Origin of the sequence: Bradyrhizobium sp. SBR1B (assembly GCF_014198205.1) — a bacterium.
Lineage (GTDB): Bacteria > Pseudomonadota > Alphaproteobacteria > Rhizobiales > Xanthobacteraceae > Bradyrhizobium.
In genome coordinates this window covers 335,334-356,022 of record NZ_JACIHC010000005.1, presented here as the reverse complement: position 1 = coordinate 356,022, position 20,689 = coordinate 335,334, and the positions used below count along the sequence as shown (strand labels likewise).

The 20,689-nt window shown below is 65.2% G+C and carries 17 protein-coding genes; 4 read left to right on the top strand and 13 right to left on the bottom strand.

From position 1 onward, the window contains the following. Positions 1 to 91 precede the first annotated feature (91 nt). Positions 92 to 2,158: a prolyl oligopeptidase family protein gene (locus tag GGD61_RS16395; RefSeq protein ID WP_183230913.1), complete on the bottom strand. Its 2,067-nt coding sequence runs from the start codon at positions 2,156 to 2,158 to the stop codon at positions 92 to 94. Between the two features lie 195 nt (positions 2,159 to 2,353). On the opposite strand from GGD61_RS16395, the gene GGD61_RS16390 reads away from it, so the two are divergent. Together GGD61_RS16390 and GGD61_RS16385 are read left to right on the top strand one after the other, a co-directional pair. Further along, positions 2,354 to 3,601: an MFS transporter gene (locus GGD61_RS16390; RefSeq protein WP_183230912.1), complete on the top strand. Its 1,248-nt coding sequence runs from the start codon at positions 2,354 to 2,356 to the stop codon at positions 3,599 to 3,601. Between the two features lie 164 nt (positions 3,602 to 3,765). Continuing rightward, a complete protein-coding gene (locus GGD61_RS16385) occupies positions 3,766 to 5,001 on the top strand; it encodes an MFS transporter (protein ID WP_183230911.1) in 1,236 nt (411 codons plus the stop codon). Between the two features lie 91 nt (positions 5,002 to 5,092). On the opposite strand, the gene GGD61_RS16380 is transcribed toward GGD61_RS16385, so the two are convergent. Further along, positions 5,093 to 5,587 (bottom strand): VOC family protein, encoded by a 495-nt coding sequence (locus tag GGD61_RS16380; protein ID WP_092251648.1) that lies wholly within the window; start codon positions 5,585 to 5,587, stop codon positions 5,093 to 5,095. Between the two features lie 109 nt (positions 5,588 to 5,696). Then, positions 5,697 to 6,242, bottom strand: a complete 546-nt coding sequence (locus GGD61_RS16375) for a carboxymuconolactone decarboxylase family protein (RefSeq protein WP_092251958.1) — start codon at positions 6,240 to 6,242, stop codon at positions 5,697 to 5,699. Positions 6,243 to 6,379: 137 nt separating this feature from the next. Here GGD61_RS16375 and GGD61_RS16370 point away from each other — a divergent pair, with 137 nt between their 5' ends. Both GGD61_RS16370 and GGD61_RS16365 read left to right on the top strand, forming a co-directional pair. Further along, positions 6,380 to 7,594, top strand: a complete 1,215-nt coding sequence (locus GGD61_RS16370; RefSeq protein WP_092251649.1) for an acyl-CoA dehydrogenase family protein — start codon at positions 6,380 to 6,382, stop codon at positions 7,592 to 7,594. 147 nt (positions 7,595 to 7,741) lie between these two features. Further along, positions 7,742 to 8,881 (top strand): acyl-CoA dehydrogenase family protein, encoded by a 1,140-nt coding sequence (locus tag GGD61_RS16365; RefSeq protein ID WP_183230910.1) that lies wholly within the window; start codon positions 7,742 to 7,744, stop codon positions 8,879 to 8,881. 207 nt (positions 8,882 to 9,088) lie between these two features. Here GGD61_RS16365 and GGD61_RS16360 read toward each other — a convergent pair whose 3' ends face one another. The 10 genes from GGD61_RS16360 to GGD61_RS16315 form a co-directional block, all read right to left on the bottom strand. Continuing rightward, positions 9,089 to 10,126, bottom strand: a complete 1,038-nt coding sequence (locus tag GGD61_RS16360; RefSeq protein WP_092251959.1) for an amino acid ABC transporter substrate-binding protein — start codon at positions 10,124 to 10,126, stop codon at positions 9,089 to 9,091. Between the two features lie 87 nt (positions 10,127 to 10,213). Then, positions 10,214 to 10,807, bottom strand: coding sequence for a L,D-transpeptidase (locus tag GGD61_RS16355; protein ID WP_092251651.1), 594 nt, complete (start codon positions 10,805 to 10,807; stop codon positions 10,214 to 10,216). 359 nt (positions 10,808 to 11,166) lie between these two features. Further along, complete coding sequence (locus GGD61_RS16350) at positions 11,167 to 12,141, bottom strand: hypothetical protein (protein WP_177236860.1); 975 nt, start codon at positions 12,139 to 12,141, stop codon at positions 11,167 to 11,169. Between the two features lie 90 nt (positions 12,142 to 12,231). Then, positions 12,232 to 13,209, bottom strand: coding sequence for a hypothetical protein (locus GGD61_RS16345; protein ID WP_092251653.1), 978 nt, complete (start codon positions 13,207 to 13,209; stop codon positions 12,232 to 12,234). Positions 13,210 to 13,318: 109 nt separating this feature from the next. Then, positions 13,319 to 13,882, bottom strand: a complete 564-nt coding sequence (locus GGD61_RS16340) for a thioredoxin family protein (protein ID WP_092251654.1) — start codon at positions 13,880 to 13,882, stop codon at positions 13,319 to 13,321. 31 nt (positions 13,883 to 13,913) lie between these two features. Continuing rightward, complete coding sequence (locus GGD61_RS16335) at positions 13,914 to 14,612, bottom strand: cytochrome c biogenesis CcdA family protein (RefSeq protein WP_092251655.1); 699 nt, start codon at positions 14,610 to 14,612, stop codon at positions 13,914 to 13,916. A gap of 487 nt (positions 14,613 to 15,099) precedes the next feature. Further along, entirely contained in the window at positions 15,100 to 15,711 is a 612-nt protein-coding gene (locus GGD61_RS16330; protein ID WP_018316842.1) for a sigma-70 family RNA polymerase sigma factor, read from the bottom strand. Positions 15,712 to 16,144: 433 nt separating this feature from the next. After that, positions 16,145 to 16,882, bottom strand: a complete 738-nt coding sequence (locus GGD61_RS16325; RefSeq protein WP_018316843.1) for a response regulator — start codon at positions 16,880 to 16,882, stop codon at positions 16,145 to 16,147. Positions 16,883 to 16,892: 10 nt separating this feature from the next. Continuing rightward, positions 16,893 to 18,638 (bottom strand): DUF3369 domain-containing protein, encoded by a 1,746-nt coding sequence (locus GGD61_RS16320; protein WP_183230909.1) that lies wholly within the window; start codon positions 18,636 to 18,638, stop codon positions 16,893 to 16,895. Beyond that, the gene (locus GGD61_RS16315; RefSeq protein WP_210311080.1) at positions 18,608 to 20,686 is read right to left on the bottom strand and encodes an ATP-binding protein; all 2,079 of its coding nucleotides are present in this window, start codon (positions 20,684 to 20,686) and stop codon (positions 18,608 to 18,610) included. The genes GGD61_RS16320 and GGD61_RS16315 overlap by 31 nt, the downstream gene beginning before the upstream one ends. Between the last annotated feature and the right edge of the window lie 3 nt (positions 20,687 to 20,689).

Genomic DNA, 20,689 nt, shown 5'->3' with positions numbered 1-20,689 from the left:
TCACCCGCCACGCTCTTCGAGCGCGTCGACCTCTCCCGCAAGCGGGAGAGGTAAGAGCCGGCCTTGGTCTGCACCGACCAAACGAGTCCCATCACCCTTCTTCCCTCCACCCGATCTTCTCCTTCAAGAACCGGAAGCCGAGCACCTCGAAGCCGGCGCGTTCCCTGTTGTCCTTGCCGTAGCCGTGGCCGCCGGCTTCCGGCTCGTAGAACCAGGCCTCATAGCCCATGGCCTGCAGCTTGGCCGTCATCTTGCGGGCGTGGCCGGGATGAACGCGGTCATCGCGCCTTGTGGTGGCGATCAGGATCGGCGGATAGGTCTGGCCGGTTTTCACGTTGTGATAGGCCGAGTAGGTCTTCAGCCACTCCCATTCCTCGGACTTGTCGGGGTCGCCGTATTCCGCGATCCAGCTCGCGCCCGCGAGCAGTTTCGTGTAGCGGCGCATGTCGATCAGCGGGATGGTGCAGAACAGCGCGCCGAAGTGCTCGGGGTAGCGCACCAGCATGTTGGTGATGAGGATGCCGCCGTTCGAGCCGCCCTGTGCCGCAATGCGCTTCGGCTGCGTCACGCAGCGGCGGACGAGATCGGCCGCAACCGCGGCGAAATCGTCGTGCGAGAGTTTCTTGCCGGCGAGGCGGCCGGCGTCGTGCCAGCGCGTGCCGAACTCGCCGCCGCCGCGCAAGTTCGCCTGCACAATGGTGCCGCCGCGCTCCAGCCACAGCTTGCCGAGCGAGGAATTGTAGTACGGCTTCACCGAATGGGCGAAGCCGCCATAGGCGCTCATATAGACCGGCGCGTCGCCGGTCTCGCCTGCCGGCCCGGTCTGGACATAGGGAATGCGCTCGCCGTCAACAGAGACCGCCTCGTGCTGCGTCACCACGAGCCCGTCGGCGGTGAACGTCTTCGGCGCCTGCTTCAGGACGATCGGGCTGGCGACGTCGCGCTCGATCAACAGCAGTGACGGCGGGGTGAGTGGATCCTGCACATTGGCGAGCAGATCGCCGTTGCTCTCGCTGGGATGACGATCGAGCGGCCAGACGTCGACGACGCCGATTTGCGGCAGGCCGGCAAGCGTCTCGCGGCTCCAGCCGGTGGCGGATGGCGTGCAGATCTCAAAGCGCGGACGCAGCTCGTCGAGGATCGACAGCACGAGCTTGCCCGCCGCCCAGAACAGGCCTTGCAAAGCGCGCCGCGGCGCCGGCTCGAACAGCACCGCAAAATCGCGGCTGCCGTTCAGGAACGCCGACAGTGAGATGCCGAGCACGGTGTCGGTGGCGTAGGTCCGCCCGCCGGCCGTCCAGTCCTTGCGCAGCTTCATCGCGAACCAGTCGCCATGGGCCTGCAGCCAGATGCCGGTCGGCAGATCGAGCTTGGTCATGCGACCGGCGGCATCGCGCAGCCAGACCGCGTGATTGAAGAAGTCGATCTGCTCGACGATCCAGACCCGCGGCTCAGGTCCGGTGTCGTCGGCGCCGCCATAGATCATCATGTGATCGGCGGTGGTCTCGGCGATCATCTCGGCCTGATCGACCGGCTGGCCGCGCCGCCACAGGCGAACTGTCCGCGAGTATCCGGAGTCGGTCACCATACCCTCGCCATGGGCACTCGACAGCAGCAGCGTATCGGCATCGAGCCAGTCCGCGCCGCCCTTGGCTTCCGGCAGTATAAAGCCGTCCGCCACGAAGCTCTTCGCAACGAGGTCGAATTCCCGCAAGGTCACGGCGTCGCTGCCACCGCGCGACAGGCTCAAAATGGCGCGCGAGCTTCCCGGCGTCGTGGCGATCCCGCTCAGCAGCCAATCCTCGCCTTCGCGCGCTGCGAGCTGGTCAATATCCAGCATGGTCTCCCACGCAGGATTGCTCTTGCGAAACTCCGTCAGCGTGGTCCGCCGCCACAGGCCGCGCGGGTTGGCAGCGTCCTTCCAGAGATTGTGCAGGTCGCTGCCGCGCCGGCTGACATAGGGAATGTTGTCGGGGCGATCATAGATCGCTGCGAGGATGTCGCGGTCATGCCCGAAGGCTTTGCCGCCGAACGCCGCGAGCGTCAGCTCATTCTGCCGCTCGACGAAATCGAGCGCTTGCGTGCCCTCGATCTCCTCAAGCCAGAGCCAGGGATCGTCGTCGGGAGCGCTGAGCGTGGGCCTGTCGTCGACGGTCATGAACGAAACTCCGAAAAATAGCGGCGGATAGGATTTGATCGAGCGCAAGCCGTCAAGTGCGCGGCCCGCTATGATCGCACCGATTGCGTCAGAGGCATGGCCAGCGCCCGTTTGCGCCGGTTGTCCGGCCACTCGCGTCCCTCCATAGTGCCGGGAATCAACAAGCCCTTGAGCCCGTTCGGGCAGAAAAAGCCGATGCTTGACGTGACTTCTGCCCATGCAATCGCCGACGACGCCCGCGTGCGCGCCAATGTGGTGCGCCTGGCTGCAGCCCAGGCGCTGACCGGTGCCAATTCGGCGGTGATCTTCGCTACCGGCGCGATCGTCGGCTCCACGCTCGCGCCCGACATGTCGTTCGCGACGGTGCCGATCTCGATGTATGTGGTCGGACTCGCCGCCGGAACGCTGCCGACCGGCGCGATCTCGCACCGCTTCGGCCGCCGCGCGGCCTTCGTCATCGGCACCGCTCTCGGCACGCTCACCGGCGTGCTCGGCTCGTTCGCGATCCTGCACGGCTCGTTCGCGCTGTTCTGCATCGCGACCTTCCTCGGCGGCCTCTACGGCTCCGTGGCGCAATCCTATCGCTTCGCGGCCGCTGACGGCGCCAGCGCGGCCTACCGGCCGAAAGCTGTGTCCTGGGTGATGGCGGGCGGCGTGTTCGCCGGTGTGCTCGGTCCGCAGCTCGTGCAATGGACCATGGACGTCTGGCAGCCTTATCTGTTCGCCTTCAGCTTCCTGGTGCAGGCCGCCGTGGCGCTGATCGCGATGGGCATCGTCGCCGGCGTCGATATGCCCAAGCCCGCACCGGCCGATCTGCATGGTGGCCGGCCGCTGCTCACCATCGTGAGCCAGCCGCGCTTCATCGCCGCGGCGCTGTGCGGCATCATCTCCTATCCCATGATGAACCTCGTCATGACCTCGGCGCCGCTCGCCATGAAGATGTGCGGCCTGTCCGTGTCCGATTCCAATTTCGGCATTCAATGGCACATCGTCGCGATGTACGGGCCGAGCTTCTTCACGGGCACGCTGATCGCCCGCTTCGGCGCACCGAAAGTCGTGGCCGCCGGCCTGCTGCTGGAAGCCGGCGCTGCCGGCATCGGCCTCTCCGGTCTCACCGCGATGCATTTCTGGGCCACGCTGATCGTGCTCGGCGTCGGCTGGAATTTCTCCTTCATCGGCGCCTCCGCCCTGGTGCTGGAGACGCACCGCCCGCAGGAGCGCAACAAGGTGCAGGCCTTCAACGATTTCCTGGTGTTCGGCATGATGGCGATCGGCTCGTTCTCCTCCGGGCAATTGCTCGCCAGCTACGGCTGGTCGGCGGTGAACCTGGTGGTGTTCCCGCCGGTGGTGCTGGGCCTTGCCGTGCTCTCGCTGGTCTCCTGGGCCCGCCGCCGCAAGGCGCGGCTGGAGGCGGCGATGGGCGAGTTCCCGGATGCGATCTGACTGGCAGGAGGCTGTCAGCAACCTTGATACTTCGATCCAGGTCGAAGTGATTTTAAGGTAAGGGCCATTTAGATGTCGTCGTGGCCGGGCTTGTCCCGGCCATCCACGTCTTAGGTGCTCGGATCGAACAACGTGGATGCCCGGGCATGACGGAGTAAGCGGCGATGCTCGACAATCCTCAGACCCCAGCGCTGGACGAATCCTCCCTTCGCTACGAAGGCTGGCGCATCGTCGCGGTCTGCTTCCTGCTCGCGACCTTCGGCTGGGGGCTCGGCTTCTACGGCCAGAGCGTCTATGTCGCCGAGCTGCAGCGCGCGCGGGGCTGGCCGACCACGCTGATCTCGTCAGGCACAACGTTCTTCTATCTGTTCGGCGCGCTGCTCGTCGTGTTCGTCGGCGAAGCCGTGAGGAGATACGGCCCGCGCCTCTGCCTGATCGCCGGCACGCTGGCGATGGCGGCAGCCGCGGTCGCGATCGGCGCGGTGCGCGAGCCCTGGCAGCTTTATCTCGCCAACGCCGTGCTCGCCTTCGGCTGGGCCGGCACCAGTCTCGCCATGATCACCAACACGATCAGCCTGTGGTTCGACCACAAGCGCGGCATGGCGATCAGCCTGGCGCTCAATGGCGCCAGCTTCGGCGGCATCGTCGGCGTGCCGCTGCTGGTGACGTTGATCGGCCATGTCGGCTTCGCCAGCGCGATGTACGCTGCCGCCGGCGCCATGCTGGTGCTGCTGCTGCCGGTAATCCTTGTTCTCGTCGGCCGGCCGCCCGATCACCATGGCTGGCACGCGGCGGCGAAGGCGAAGCCGCAATCATCGACGCAGATTCGCGCATGGGCGCTGCGCGACGTCGGCTTCCTCACGGTGACGATTGCGTTTGCGCTGGTACTGTTCGCCCAAGTCGGCTTCATCGTGCATCTGATCTCGTTCCTCGATCCCGTGATCGGCCGCGAGCGCGCGGCGGTCGCCGTCGCGGTGCTGACTGCGATGGCGGTGATCGGCCGCGTGCTGTTCTCGCTGGTGATCGATCGTCTCAACCAGCGGCTGGCCTCCGCGCTGTCGTTCCTCAGCCAGGCCGCGGCGCTTCTGGTCGTCATCAACCTGCACAACGACTACGTGCTGATCGCGGCTTGTGCGGTGTTCGGCTTCTCCGTCGGCAACCTCATCACGCTGCCGTCGCTGATCGTGCAGCGGGAGTTCGATTCGGCCTCGTTCGGCGTTCTGATCAGCCTCAACACCGCGATCAACCAGGTGACGTATGCTTTCGGCCCCGGTGTCGTCGGGGCCTTGCGCGATTGGTCCGGCGGATACGCGTTGCCGTTCTATCTCTGCATCGCGCTGGAAGTGGCGGCCGCCGCACTGATCATGGTGCGCGGGACGCCGCGGACGAAGCTCCCGTAGGGTGGGCAAAGGCGCAAAGCGCCGTGCCCACGATTTTTCGATGAGTCAGCAGGGTTTCGTGGGCACGCTTCGCTTTGCCCACCCTACGAGACTATCCTTGCCGGTCCCTCAGCAGTCCCTCCACATCCAGCCGTTTGGTGAACATCGCGAGCTTGCCATCCGGCTCGAACGGCCATTGTTCCCTCGGCTTGTCCCAGTACAGCTCGACGCCATTCTCGTCGGGATCGCGCAAATACAGCGCCTCGCTGACGCCGTGGTCGCTGGCGCCATCCAGCGCAATGCCGGCCGAGCGCACGCGGTGCAGCGCATCGGCGAGAGCTGCGCGCGTCGGATAGAGGATCGCGGTGTGATAGAGCCCGGTGGTACCCGGCGGCGGCGGCGAGCCGCCCTTGCTTTCCCAGGTGTTGAGCCCGATGTGGTGATGATAGCCGCCGGCCGAGATGAAGGCGGCGCCCGAGCCCATCCGCTGCATCAGCTCGAAGCCGAGCACGCCGCAATAGAAGCCGAGCGCGCGATCGAGATCGGCGACCTTGAGGTGAACGTGGCCGATCCTGGTGCCGGCGGCGACGGCTGGGCTTTGCGACATGGGAATGCTCCGTTGAAAGCATGCACATAGGGCGGGCTCCGGGGCTGTGCTACGGCCGATCCCGAAACCCAGCGTTTCCTGATGCGCAATTGCGCATCGGAAGCAGAAACTAAGCCAGTTCCGGCACCTCACCCTCGGGTAGCTCGAACTCGAACGTGTTCAGCGTCATCGACACCAGCGTGTAGTAGCCGCACAGTCCGATCACCTCGACCACGCCGCGCTCACCGAGAAGCTTCACCGCCTCATCATACAGACCCTTCTCGACGCCGTGGCCCTCGTGCAACGATTTCGCCACGTCGTAGATCATTTTGCCCTTGGGATCGTCGAACTCGGGCGTGCGGCGATCGCGGATCGCGTTGATGATCTCAGGCTTCATGCCGCCCGCCAGTGCCAGCCGCTTATGCGCGTACCATTCGTAATGCGCGGTCCAGTGCCGCGCCGTCACCAGGATCGCGATCTCCGAGAGCTTTGCCGGGAAGATGGTATCGTAACGCAGCACCTCGCCGAGCCGCGTGGCGTGACGGGCCATGTCGGGGCTGTTGAGCCAGGCCATCATCGGCGCCGGCGGCTTGCCGCGCTTGCCGGCGATCGACTCGTCGTAGGTCTGCCGCTGGCTCTCGTTCATTTCGCCAGGCGAAAGAAGTTTCAGGCGCATCGTCGTTTCCTCTTTGTTTTCAAGCACCGTCTTGGTCGCGACTATAGCGGAATGCGGGCTCGCGGAAGTGGTTGAATTCCGCGGGAGCTTGGCCCAGAGTCGCGCCCAACAAGTCGATTGATTGATGGAAACGACCAATGACTGACTTCAAAACCAGCGAATCTGAGACCGCCGATCTCGAATCATTCCGCAACGAGACGCGCGCCTGGCTGGAAGCCAATTGCCCGCCGGAGATGCGCAGGCCCGCAACGTCGGATGCCGACGTGTTCTGGGGCGGACGTAACGCAAAGTTCTCGTCCGAGCCGCAGCGCATCTGGTTCGAGCGCATGCGCGACAAGGGCTGGACCGTGCCGGATTGGCCTAGGGAATATGGCGGTGGTGGCCTCAGCGCTGCCGAGCACAAGGTGCTGCGCGCCGAGATGGCGCGGATCGGCGCGCGCCCGCCGCTGTCGAGCTTCGGCATCTGGATGCTCGGGCCGGCGCTGCTCAAATACGGCAATGAGGCCCAGAAGAAGGAGCATCTGCCCAAGATCGCCGCCGGCGAGATCCGCTGGTGTCAGGGCTATTCCGAGCCGAACGCCGGCTCCGATCTTGCTTCACTGCAGACCCGCGCCGAGAGCGACGGCGACGATTTCGTCATCACGGGATCGAAGATCTGGACCTCCTACGCCAATTACGCCGATTGGATCTTCTGCCTCGTCCGCACCGATCCCGCCGCGAAGAAACATGACGGCATCAGCTTCATCCTGTTCGACATGACCTCGAAGGGCGTGACGACCAAGCCGATCCTCTTGATCTCCGGCTATTCGCCGTTCTGCGAGACCTTCTTCGATGGCGTCCGCGTGCCGAAATCGCATGTGGTCGGCACCGTCAACCGCGGCTGGGACGTCGCGAAATATCTGCTGCAGCACGAGCGCGCGATGATCTCCGGCATGGGCGAGCGCGGCGTCGGCCGTCCGCTCGGCCAGATCGCGGCCGATTCCGTAGGTACCGATGCGCAGGGGCGGCTCGATGATTCCATGCTGCGCGGCAAGATCGCCAGCTTCGACGTCGATGAAGCCGCGCTTGCGGCCTGCGCCGAGCGCGCGGTCGATCTCGCCAAGGCGGGACAGGCGCATCCGGCGTTCTCCTCCGCGATGAAATATTACGGCACCGAGCTCAACAAGCGCCGCTACGAGATCCTGATGTCGGCCGGCGGCGTCGATGCACTGGAATGGGAGAGCGAGCGGTCCAAGCAGGGCGCCCGCCCGCGCGCCTGGCTGCGCACCAAGGCCAACTCGATCGAGGGCGGCACCACCGAGGTGATGCTCGGCATCGTCGCCAAGCGCATCCTGGATTTGCCGGGGGCGTAGGGCGCAAGTTCTCACCACCCGTCATTCCGGGCGCGCGCGGCGCGAGCCCGGAATCCATACTCTCGATCGTGGTTATGGATTCCGGGCCTGGCCCTTCGGGTCATCCCGGAATGACGAACCAAATAGATTTCGAATCGGAAACACACCATGGCCCTCGTCCTCACCGAAGAACAATCAATGCTCCGCGATAGCGCGCGCGGGCTGATCAGCGACAAGGCGCCGGTGTCGCACCTGCGCCATTTGCGCGACAGCAAAGACCCCACCGGCTTCTCCAAGGAGTTTTGGCATTCCTTCGCCGAAATGGGCTTCGCCGGCCTTTTGGTGCCGGAAGAGTTCGGCGGCAGCGGGCTCGGCTATGTCGAGGCCGGTGTCGTGATGGAGGAGATCGGCCGCACCTTGATGCCGTCGCCGTTTCTCGCCACCTCAGTGGTCGCGGCCTCGGCGCTGAACCGCGGCGGCAATGCTGCGCAGAAGTCGGAATATCTGCCGAAGATCGCGAGCGGCTCGCTGCTTGCGACACTGGCGATCGACGAAGGCCCCAAGCATCGCCCGCTGCAGACCAGTCTGCAGGCCGTGCGCGCCGGCAACGGCTTCAAGCTCTCCGGCGCCAAGGCGCTGGTCGTCGATGGCCATGTTGCTGATTTGCTTATCATGGCAGCGCGCACTGCCGGTTCCGCCGGCGAGCGCGACGGCCTGACGCTGTTCCTGGTCAACCCCAAGGCCAAGGGCGTCGCGATCGAGCGCACGATCATGGTCGATTCGCACAACGCGGCGCGGATCGAGCTCACCAATGTGGAGGTCAATGCCGACAGCGTGCTCGGCGAGATCGATCAGGGCGCCGCGCTGCTCGACGGCGTGCTCGACATCGGCCGTGGCGCGGTCGCCGCCGAAATGGTCGGCCTCAGCGAAGAAGTCTTCAACCGCACTGTCGAGTACCTCAAAAACAGAAAGCAGTTCGGCAAGCTGATCGGCGAATTCCAGGCGCTGCAGCATCGCGCCGCCGAGCTCTATGTCGACATCGAGATCACCCGCGCCGCCACCATGAAGGCACTGCAGGCGCTGGACGGCGATGTCGCGAAGGCCGCCTCAGCCGTCGCCGTGGCAAAGGCGCGCGCCGGCACCACCGCCACCCGCGCAGTGCAGGAAGGCGTGCAGATGCATGGCGGCATGGGCATGACCGACCAGTTCGACATCGGCTTCTTCATGAAGCGCGCGCGGGTGTGCGAGGAATTGTTCGGCGACGCCAATTACCACACCGAGCAGCTGGCGCGGGCGCGGGGGTATTGAGGCGATAGACGTGAGACGCGAGCGCGCGCCTCACCCCTCGCTGTCGTCCCGGCGAACGCCGGGACCCATAACCCCAGGAAGTACTTTGACGAAGGCTCGGAGTTTAAAGAGTCTTTCCGCGGTACTGTTACCTGTGCTTATCGATAGATCAGCGCGGTACGGGTCCCGGCGTTCGCCGGGACGACAGCGGAGAGAGCTGCCTCTTCCTTACCTCATCGGCGGCGCGTACTGCACGCCACCCGCGTTCCACAGCTGGTTCATGCCGCGCGGGATCTTCAGCTTCGACTTCTCGCCGATGTTGCGCTCGTACATCTCGCCGTAATTGCCGACGTGGCGGATGATGCGGACGGCCCAGTCCTTGGTGAGGCCGAGCTGCTCGCCGTAATTGCCTTCGGTGCCGACGAGGCGCATCACTTCCGGCTTCTTCGACTTCAGGGCCTCGTCGATGTTCTCCGAGGTGACGCCGAGCTCTTCGGCGTTGATCATCGCATAGAGCGTCCACTTCACGATCATCATCCAGTCGTCGTCGCGCTGGCGCACCACGGGGGCGAGCGGCTCCTTGGAGATCATGTCCGGCAGGATCATGTGGTCGCCGGGCTTCGCCAGGTTGATCCGCAGCGCGTAGAGCTGGGAAACGTCGGCGGAGAGGGTGTCGCACTTGCCGGTGTCGTAGGCCTTCACGACCTCGTCGAGCTTGTCGAACTTCACCTCGTCATACTTCATGTTGTTGGCACGGAAGTAATCGGTGACGTTGAGTGCCGTCGTGGTGCCGGCCTGGACGCAGACCTTGCTGCCGGTCAGGTCCAGCGAGGTCTCCTTGTTGCGCGAACGCGGCAGCATGAAGCCCGCGCCGTCGTAATAGGCAACCGCGGGGAAATAGAGGTCGTAGTCGAGCTCGCGCGCCATGCTCCAGGTCGAGTTGCGCGAGAGGATGTCCACCTTCCGGCTCTGCAATTCCTTGAAGCGCTCGCCGGCATCGAGCGGGATGAACTTCGCCTTGCCCGGGTCGTTGAAGATCGCCGCGGCCACGGCGCGGCAGAAATCGACGTCGAAGCCGGTCCAGTTCTTGTTGTCCTCGGAGTACGAGAAGCCCGGCAGGCCCTTGTTGACGCCGCACAGCACCTCGCCGCGGCGCACGGTGCGCTTCAGCGTACGGGTGTCGTAGAATTCATAGATGATGGCCAGAACGGCGACCAGCACGGCGACCGCGAGCCCGATCAGCAGGCCGCCTCGAAAAGTGCGCATCATGTTGCTCTCTCGAAAAATCGGGAAAAGGAATCAGGAGGGAAGGCGACGAGCATGGTCCGGAGGACCATGCCCGGATCAAAAACCTCAGAGCTCGGGCTTCTGCCGGATCACCACTTTGGTGCCGACGGGGACGCGCTCATAGAGATCGGCGACGTCGTTGTTGACGAGACGGAAACAGCCCGAGGACACCTTGGTGCCGATCGTGTCGGGGCGGTTGGTGCCGTGGATGCGATAGACCGTGGTGCCGAGATACATGGCGCGGGCCCCGAGAGGATTGCCGGGGCCGCCGGCCATGAAGCGCGGGAGATAGGGCTGGCGCTGGATCATTTCCGGCGGCGGCGTCCAGTCCGGCCATTCCTTCTTGTTGGTGATGGTCACGAGGCCTTGCCACTGGAAGCCGTCGCGGCCGACGCCGATGCCGTAGCGGATCGCACGCCCGCCCGGCTGCACCAGATAGAGGTGCCGTTCGGCGGTCGAGACGATGATGGTGCCCGGTGCTTCGGTGGTGCGGAAGTAGACGACCTGCTTTTGCCATTCCGGCTCGAGCTGGTAGCCGTCGTCGGCGACCAGACCCGGCTCGTCGCCGCGGTCGGGCTGTTGCGCGATGGCCGGCGGTGCGGACAGGATCAGGCCGATCGCGGCCACGAACATCCCGGTCAGGCGACGAAAATCCGTCATTTCAAGCTCTCCCCACTGCCACGGCGCAAATCATTCGGAACCATCAAACCTGAGGGGCATGTTCATGGCAAGTTGATGGCGCGCCACCCTGATATGTCACGAGAATGCTTTGGTTTTTTGACGCCCGCCCGGCAATGCCACAAACAGGGGATGGCGCGAAAAGCCTAGGATGCTGCGGCTGGGCGGGGGTGCGCTCCCTCCCCCGCTTGCGGGGGAGGGTTGGGGAGAGGGTGTCTCCTCTAGGGAGACTCCCCCAGAGGAGAGAGCCCCCACCCGGCGCTACGCGCCGACCTCCCCCGCAAGCGGGAGAGGTTGCAGCGAGCCCGCAGCTAGATCACCTGAGCCAACAGGCATCGATGTCAGATCTTGTTGCTCTCCGCCGCGATCCCGAGCCGCCGCACGATCTCCGTCCCCACCGCGCGCGCCTCCACCCGCGAGCCGATGCGGGGGCTGCGAAACCTTCGCCCCGAGTGCAACCGGATCGTGACGATGCAGTGCTCGTCCTCGGACCGGCCGCGGCGCTCGACGGTGATCGTCTTCACGTCGCGCCCCTCGATCTGGTCGGCGCGCGGCGTGCCGTCGCCCCACAGGCGTTCGACGCGGATGTCGTCCTCGCGAATGATCCAGAACGCGCCGGTGACGAGGTTGGCATAGCGATGCACGGCGAACGCCGCGATCACGCCAAGCGGAAGCAGCAGGATATCGACATGGGTGGGCGGCCACCCGCGCCACAGCTTGTAGGCATAGGGCAGGGCGGACAATGCGACGGCGATCAGGGACACGATGCGGATGTCCCGCGCGGAAAATGCCTCGAGCGGCTCGCCGAGATGCATCTCGGGATTGCTGGCATCGAGCGGGTTGACGGGCTCCTCGACATTGGGAACCTCGAACTGCGTCGCGATCCGGGCCACGGTATCGCGAACATGGGTGACGTCGGAGATCGGCGGGGACGTCAGGCGCTCTCCCGAACTCAGCGTGAAGACGAGCTGAAAGCGGGCCTTCACCCGCTTGCTGCCGGGAACCTGCAACGCCGTGATGTCGTCTTTCGCGACGATCCGCGTGCGCAGCTTGCCGAACGGACTTTGCCGCCCGATCAGGATCTCGCCAGGCGTGATGATCCACACCACTGCCGGCGCCATCATGATGCCGACGACGAACCCGGCTCCCACCAGCAGCGCGACCACCGAGATGATGATCTCCAGCGTGTCGCGCGTGAACAGGCCGGGCGTGAAGCACAGCGCAACGGCCGCCGCAAAAGCGGACATCACCAGCCGCTGCGCGATCGAAGAGCCTTCACGAAGGCGGATGTCGGGAGCGGTCGTTGTATCGTCCATCGCGGGCGGCTGATTCCGTCGCGTTGGAAACTCCACGGACGGGTCCGTGGAGTCAAGCAACAAGGGCGAGACTCGCGCCGGTCATGTGACTCAGCGGCACACCCCTTCAGGAGCGATCCCCAGCCGTCGGGCAATCTCGTCGCTCACCGCCTGCGTCTCTTCCTTCGTTCCGATGCTCTGGCTGAGGAACTTCTGCCCACTCAAAAGGTCGATCCTGACGACGTAGAGCTCCCCCTCGGCCCTGCTGTCGGGCGCCAGCCCAATCGTAGCAACGTCGCTGCCTGTGATCGTATCAACAATTGGCTTGCCGTCACGTGTCAGCCGTTCGACGCGCAGTTCGCCGTGGTCGACAATCCAGAATGCGCCGGCGGACGTGTGCGCATATCGAAAAGAGAGGAGGGCAATGACGGCGACGGCCACCCCGAATATGATTTCGGCAGTCGTGAGAGGCGCGCCGTTCCAGAATCTGTACGCATAGCGAATGGCGCAGAGGCCCGCGATGATCAGGGCGACGATTCGCCGCTCCGTGCCGGCGGCCTTTCGGACAGGTTCGCCGATCCGCATCTCCAAATTGGTGGCGTCAAGCGGGTTCACCGGAGGGTCGATATCGACGAAGCTTAGCTGTTCGGCGATCCGCGCTGTGGTCTCACGGACGTGCGTGACCTCCGGAAGCTGCGGCGAGATCAGGCGCTCACCTGACGTCAGCTGCAAAGCGAGGCGGAAGCACGTTGGGTCGGCCTTGTCGCGATTGATCCGAATTCCAGATATCTCCTCTCTCCGGATGAATCGGGTGTTAGGCTGGCCGAATGGTCGCGTCTTTTCGACGACGATCATGTCTAGGGCGATGGTCCAAAGCTCATCGGCGCCGAAGGCTGCTTCGTAGAGCGTCGCAACGCCGATCACCAGGCCGACCAACGCTGCAACGATTTCTGCGTATCCGTTCCAGGTCGCGAGGTTGCAAACAGAAATAAACAATACGAAGGCCGCCAAGCCAGCCCCAACAAGGCGACCTTCGGAAGATGTATTCTTGCGGAGACGAACTTCGCTTCCGGTCGTTACGTCGGTCATTGCGTGCGTCAAACTCCCCCGTCGCGGCGGAAGCTCCGCGAACGGCCCGGGGGAGTCAAGCAAGAAGAGTGTCTGGTCCCTGCCGCAACCTCAGGATTGGCCGTCGTGCTCAGCTGCTGGCGTTGAGCAGCTTCGCCACGGTGCGGTCGATCTCGTCGTAGCGGCCTTCGCCGGCGTGCTGGAACACGATCTTGCCGTGCTGGTCGATGATGTATTGCGCCGGCCAATATTGGTTGCGGTAGGCGTTCCAGGTCTTCGAATCGTTATCCTGCGCCACCGGATAGGTGATGCCGTGGCGCTTCAGCGCGGCCTGCACGTTCGAGGCCGAGCGCTCGAACGGGAATTCCGGCGTGTGCACGCCGACCACGACCAGGCCCTTGTCCCTGTATTTGGCGTAGAGTTCGGTGACGTGCGGCAGCGTGTTGACGCAGTTGACGCAGCCATAGGTCCAGAAGTCGACCAGCACGACCTTGCCGCGGAGGTCGGCCATGCTCAGTGGTTTCGAGTTGAACCAATTGTTGATGCCGGCGAAGTCGGGCGCGGTCTGCTGGCCTGCGGCGGCGGTGACGATTGGCGCGGCGCGCGCGGCCTCCTCGCAGATGCCGGGGATGACAGCGCCGGTAACGGTGAAGCCGATCAGGGCGGCCGAGACGGCGAGCAGCTTGAAAGTCATGGAAGCGTCCTCCGGTGAAGATGAGGGATGATCACAGGCCGATCTGGCCGGTGGGATAGAAGCCGGTGAGCCACGCCACGATCAGCGTGTCGTATTGGAAATAGGCGGCGACCGCGAAGCCGATCACGACGATGCCAAAGCCCTGCTGCAGCCGCGGCGAGATCCGCGCCAGGCTGCGCACCCGCGTGGTCGCGGCCTGCCCGCCATAGGCGATCCCAAGCATCGGGATCGCGGCGCCGATCGCATAGGCGATCAGCAGCGTGCCGGCCCAGCTGAGGTTCTTGGAGGTCGCAACCAGCGTCAGGATCGAGCCGAGCACCGGGCCGGCACAGGGCGTCCACACCAGGCCCAGTGTGGTGCCGAGGATGAGCCCGCCGAGCGCACCCTCGCGCTGGGTAGCGCCGGTGTTGCCGAGATCGAGCCAGCCATTGAGCCGGCTCGACAGCCATTCGAACGGCGCCGGCCACAGCATCAACAGGCCGAAACCGATCAGCAGGACCGACGCGGCCTCGCGCAGCACATTGGGATCGAAATCGAACAGCCGCGTCAGCGCGCCGAGCAGCAGCGCGACCGCCGAGAAGGAAACGACGAAGCCGAGCGCGATCATGAGGGGACGTAAGTGCCCCGCGCGCCCGATCGAGGCGCCAAGCAGGATCGGCAGCATCGGCAGCGTGCAGGGCGCGGCGATGGTGAGGATGCCGGCAAGGACGGCGAAGACAAGTTCGAGCATGGGGCACTCGTGAAGGAGGTCACGAGGATGGTTCGGGCGGCATGGAGCGGTCGTTACGGAGCGTCACGGCTTCGTGACGGGGAGCTGCCAATCGCACGGCCGATGCGCTCCCTCTCCCGCTTGCGGGGGAGGGCTGGGGTGGGGGTCTCTCCGCGACGGGACATCCCCCCAGAGGAAAGAACCCTCACCCGCCGCGCGCGGGACGCTTCGCATCGCCCGGGGCGCGTCGGCCTCTCCCGCAGGCGGGAGAGGCCGGAGCCCGCGGCTGCCACTTCAAGCCCAAACACAAAACGACCCGGAGGGGGGCATCCCGTCCGGGTCGTAGAGGTCCTTGGGAGGTTTAAGCAAAACCGTATGTGAGCTTTATAGGAGGGAAATTTTTCCGCCTGATGTTGTGCTTTGTTTCAATTGTTTCGTCGGCGGTAACACTTCCGTGTCCCGGGAGAGGGGCCAGATCGGCGGCCCTATCCCTTTGAATTCATTTAGCTTAGGCGGCGAAGCGCTCGACGCCGCAGCCCTTAAGCAATTCGGCCAGCTGCTTGCGGGCGTAGAACATCCGCGTCTTCACGGTGCTCTGGGGGATGCCGATGATCTGCCCGACCTCCTCCACCGACTTCTCGTGGTAGTAGACGAGGGTGATGATCTCGCGATGCGCGGGCGACAGCTTCTGCACGCAGGCGCGCAGGATGGCGCTGGTGTCGCTGCGGTCGAGCGAGGTCTCCGGCGTGTCGGAATCGTCGGGGATCTGGCGCACGTCTTCCTGGTCGATGTCCTCGAAGCGGCGCTGGCGCATCGCGGTCAGCGCCTTGAAGCGGGCGATCGAGAGCAGCCAGGTCGAAACCTGCGAGCGGCCTTGGAATTGGCCGGCGGTCCGCCACACGTCCAGGAACACCTGGCTGACGAGGTCTTCCGCCGCGGTGGCGTCACGCACGATGCGCAGGATGAAGCGGTACACCCGCACGCTGTGCCGGCAATAAAGGATGTGCATCGACGTCCGGTTGCCGTCGGCAATGCTTTCGAGAAGCATGTCGTCCGAAGTCGCCTGAGCGGCGATGATGCTCTGGCTGGCCTGGGCGTTGATGGCGATGACGTTCCGCATTGACTTGGCTCCCCGTAGCGCCGCGACCGAGCGGCGTTTCCTTGGACCAAAGTGTTAATGAGCCAACGTTTCGGGACGTCTGCACGAAAAGCGGAAAATGGTTTCGTGCGCCGCCAAATTGTTTCGTCGGAGAAGGGATGACGAAACATTCGGGACGAAAAAGCGTGGAATTTCAATGTACGGAAAATACGGGGGTAGGGTTTTGAGCCGGACGGAGGCGCCACGGAACGAATCTCGGTGACTTGCGTTCGGTCGCGCCAGACCCACTGCCGTCGTCCCGGGGCCGGCACAGGCAGCCGGGACGGTGATCTCGTAGGGTGGGCAAAGGCGCGCGTTTGCGCGCCGTGCCCACGATCTTTCCGATATGGCGACAGACGCGTGGGCACGCTTCGCTTTGCCCACCCTACGGCACCGCGGCTGCCGCCCGCGCGACTTACGCCTTCTCGCCCGCCGGCGAGAACAGATAGCCGCCGCCGCGGATGGTGCGGATCACGGCGGGTTTTGCCGGATCGGGCTCGATCTTGCGGCGGATGCGCATGATGCGGAGATCAACGGCGCGGTCGAAGGCTTCGGCGTCGCGCGCGTTGGCCAATTCCAGCAGGCGCTCGCGCGATAGCACGCGCTTCGGATTGGCCGCGAACACTTTCAGCAATCCGAACTCGGAGGCGGTCAGCGGATGCTCGTTGCCCTCGTCGTCGCGCAAGGCCTGGGCTTCGAGGTCGAGCCACTTTGTCCCGAACCGTACCAGCTGCTCCTTGTCGGATTTCGCCGCCGCCGCATCAGGCGCGGCGGCCTTGGCCGGCCCGCTCCGCCGCAGCACCGAGCGGATGCGCGCCATCAGCTCGCGCAGCTCGCAGGGCTTGGCTACGTAATCGTCGGCGCCGAGCTCGAGCCCCACCACGCGGTCGATCGGGCTCGCGGTTGCCGTCAGCATGATGACGGGCACGTTGATGCGGCTCTTGAGGTCGCGGATGATCGAGAGACCGTCTTCCTCGGGCATGTTGAGGTCGAGCACGACGAGATCAGGCATGCTGCCCTGGATCGCGGCGCGCAAGGACTTGCCGCCGTCGCACAGCGTCACGGTGAAGCCGTGCATCTTGAGATAATCGCCGACCATCTCCCGGGCCGGGGCTTCATCGTCGACGATCATGATGTGCTGGCTTTGGGTCATGGTCTTGAGATCACGGCATTTCGGTCGCGGGGAGGGTGATGGTGAAGGTCGAGCCTTTGCCGGGCCCTTCGCTGTCGGCGGTCACCTCGCCGCCATGCATGTCGACAATACGCTTGACGATGGAGAGCCCAAGCCCCGTCGAGCTCTCGCCTGCGGTCGGCTTGGCCGACAGCCGCTGGAACCGGCCGAACAGGCGGCCGAGATCTTCCGGCGACAGGCCGGCGCCCTCGTCGCTGACGCGGACGACGGTGTCGCTGCCCTCGTGGCTGACGACCACGTCGATCCTGCCGCCGATTGGCGAGTATTTGATGGCGTTGCTGATGAGATTGTCGATGGCTTCGCGGACGCGGTCGGTGTCGCACATGGTGACGATGTTGGCCGGCGCGGCGACGCTGATCGCCTGCTGCTTGTTGACGGCGAGCGGCTGGTTGGCCTCGGCGACCTCCTTGACCAGGGCGGCGACGTCGACCGGCTCGCGGCGGATGGTGATGTCGAAGGCGTCAGCCATCGCATCCGAGATCAGATGGTCGACCATCGTGGTCAGGCGCTTGGTGGCGTCGCGGATGTGGTCGACCTGGGCGACCACGCCGTTTTCCGAGGCGCCGGTCGAGATCAGCTCCTTCAGCATCTCGGTGCGGCCCAGGATGACGCCGAGCGGATTTTTCAGATCGTGCGCGACCGTGCCCAAAATCTCGTTCTTGAAGCCGTTGGCGCGCTGCAGCCGCAGCCATTGCGCGGAGAGGCGGCGGTTGGCCTGCATCAGCGCGCGGGTGCGCTGGGCGACGCGGTCCTCCAGCTGGGTGTTGGCGGCCTGCAGCTGCTGGTAAAGGATGACGTTGTCGAAGGCGATCGAGAGCCTTGAGGAGAAGATCTCGACCAGCGAGCGATCGGTCTCGGACAATTCGCGCTCGGCCTGCAGCAGCACCACCACCTCGCGGCCGGATCCGGTGCGCAAATAGATCACGCTGCGGTGGTCGGCGAATTCGTTCTTGCGGCGCTGGAACGCGGCCTCCACCATCTCGCGCAGCTCGGGGTCGAGCGCCTTCGATGTCGTGGTGCCGATGAAGCGGCTGTAGCAGCCGCTGCCGGCGAGCACCGAGAGCTCGGGGTCGATGCCGCCATTGTCGCGCAAGACCAGTATACCGGCGCAATCGACGTTGAGCAGCGAGGCGAGCTGGGTCAGCACGCCCTCGGCGAGCCGCTGCATCGACTTGAAGTCGTACAGCGTCGAGGCCGCGTCGATGATGATCTCGAGCCCGCGCCTTGTCTGCACCATGCGCTCGAGCTGCTGATAGGAGCGCAGCGCCGCGGTCAGCGAGGTGAACAGCTTGTCGGCGGTCAGCTCGGTCTTGGCCTTGTAGTCGTTGATGTCGTACTGCACGATCACGCGCCGCTCGGGCGCCTGGCCGGGCTGTCCCGTGCGCAGGATGATGCGCACCGTCTCGTTCCGGATCTCGTTGCGGATGAACTCGACCAGCTCGAGGCCGGCGACGTCGGTCTCCATGATGACGTCGAGCAGCACGGCGGCGATGTCGCTGTGCTCGGCCATCAGCTTGCGGCCTTCAGCCGCGGAATAGGCCGACAGGATCTCCAGGCTCTGGCCGTTGAGGCTGTAGTCGGACAGCGCAAAACGGGTGCCGTCATGCACGGCCGGATCGTCGTCGATGACGGCGATCTTCCATTTCCGGGCGTTGGCATCCTCCGACGCGGTACCGGTATCGTCGATCAGGTGGAGGACATCGTCCTGTTCGGCCATTGAGAAGTCCCGTCACTTTCTGTGCTTTGCGCGCCGCCCTTGGCGACCCGCGGCATGATAATGCGAAAAGTGGTGCCTTGTCCCAGCTTGGATTCCAGCATCATGCGCCCGCCGAGCTGCTGGGTGACGAGGTTATAGACGATATGAAGCCCGAGTCCCGTGCCGCCTTCATTGCGCCGGGTGGTAAAGAAAGGGTCAAAGGCCTGGCGCTGCACGTCGGGGGTCATGCCGGCCCCGTCGTCGGTGAAGATAAGCTCGACGTCCTCGGTCCCGCGCGGCCGCGCCTGGATGATGATCGTGCCGGCACGCCCGTCGGCGAAGGCGTGGTTGGCGGCGTTGAGGAAGAGGTTGGTCAGGATCTGGCCATAGGAGCCGGGATAGCCGTCGAGCAGCAGCCCCTCCGGCACGTCGACCTGCAGCGTGATCGGCGAGCGCTTCAGCACCGGGCGCAGGCTGGCGATGATCTGGTCGGTGGCCTCGCTGAGCGAGAACTGCCGCCGCTCGGCATGGGAGCGGTCGACTGCGACCTGCTTGAACGACTGGATCAGCTCGCCGGCGCGCTGCAGATTGGCGACCAGCTGCTGCGAGGCGTCGCGCGAGGACTGCACGAACTCCTCCAGCTGCGAGCGGCGCAGGCCGCCGTCGCCCTTGAGCTGGGCCTCGAAGATCTCGGTGCGCCGGGCAAAGCTCGAGGCAACGGTGAGGCTGATGCCGATCGGGTTGTTGACCTCATGCGCGACGCCGGCGACGAGGCCGCCGAGCGCTGCCAGCCGCTCGGCATCGATCAAATTCTGCTGCGCGGTATTGAGTTCGAGCAGCGCGCTCTCGGCCTTCTCCTTCGACGCGCGCAGCTCGTCCTCGGTCTCGCGCTTCGCGATCGCGTTCTCGCGGAACACCTCCACCGCACGCGCCATGGCCCCGACCTCGTCGCGGGCCTTGGTGCCCTGCACCTCGCGGTCGAGATCGCCGAGCGTGATCGCGCGCATCGCCGCCATGATCTGTTGCAGCGGCAGCCGGATCGACAGCGCGATCATCACGCCGGCGGTGAGGATGATGCCGAGGAAGATCACCGCGATGGAAAGGACGCGGCGAGAAATATCCGCCAGCGTGCGGTCGAAGGTCTCCTGCGCCTTCTGCTCGCGCTTGCGCATCTTGGTGGAGAGGTCGTCGATGGCGCCGATGGCCTCGGCCTGGCTGGCGTCGATGCTGTTGCGGAGCAGCTCGGTGCGGCTGGCAAGCTGCTCGGAGAGCTTTGCAAAGCCCTCGCGCAGCGCGGCGGTGCGGGCCCCGAGCCTTCGCAAGGCCATCTTCTGCAGATCGTTGTCGGCGAGATCGATCATCACGGGGATGGTCTTCTCGATCGTCTCGGTGTTGCGGCGCGCGTCGTCGGCCGCGCCCGCTGACAGCGACAGATAATAGGAATTGGCCGCCACCAGCATCGCGGTGAAGGCCTCGCGGGATTTTCCGAGCGAGGGCCAGATCAGCGCGTCGCGATGGCCGGTGGCGCCTTCGATGATGGAATAGAGGCCGGCCATGTCCCGGGCCGGGCCCTGCACCTGGTCCTCATAGGTCTTGGCGATCGTGGCCTGCACGCTGCGCAGCTCGCCGAAACCGTTGAGGAAGCGGTCGGTGGTGCGCTCCAGCTCCTCGACCGAGCCCGACAGCATCGGGTCCTTCGCGGCGCGGTTGGTCAGCGTGCCCAGCACAGCCTCGCGCAGCAGCAGGATCTCGGCGAACAGGTCGGGGCTCGGCTGGTTGATGTAGCGGTGGATCAGATTGTGCAGGCGTCCGGTCTCGCTTTCGAGCAGCGCCAGGATCCGGTCGGACTCGCGCACCTGGCGGACGTCGCCCCAGGCCGAGCCCAGCACCTGCGCGCCGTTCCAGATCATCCCCACCAGCACCACCACCACGGCGGAGTTCAGCGCGGCGATCGACAGGATGCGCCAGCGGATCGGCACCGCGCGCAGCACGCCGACCAGGCGTGCGCGCAGCCGTCCGATCGGGCCGGACGGCCGGTCTGGGTGCTCGGTATGTCCAAGTGCAGCCAACGC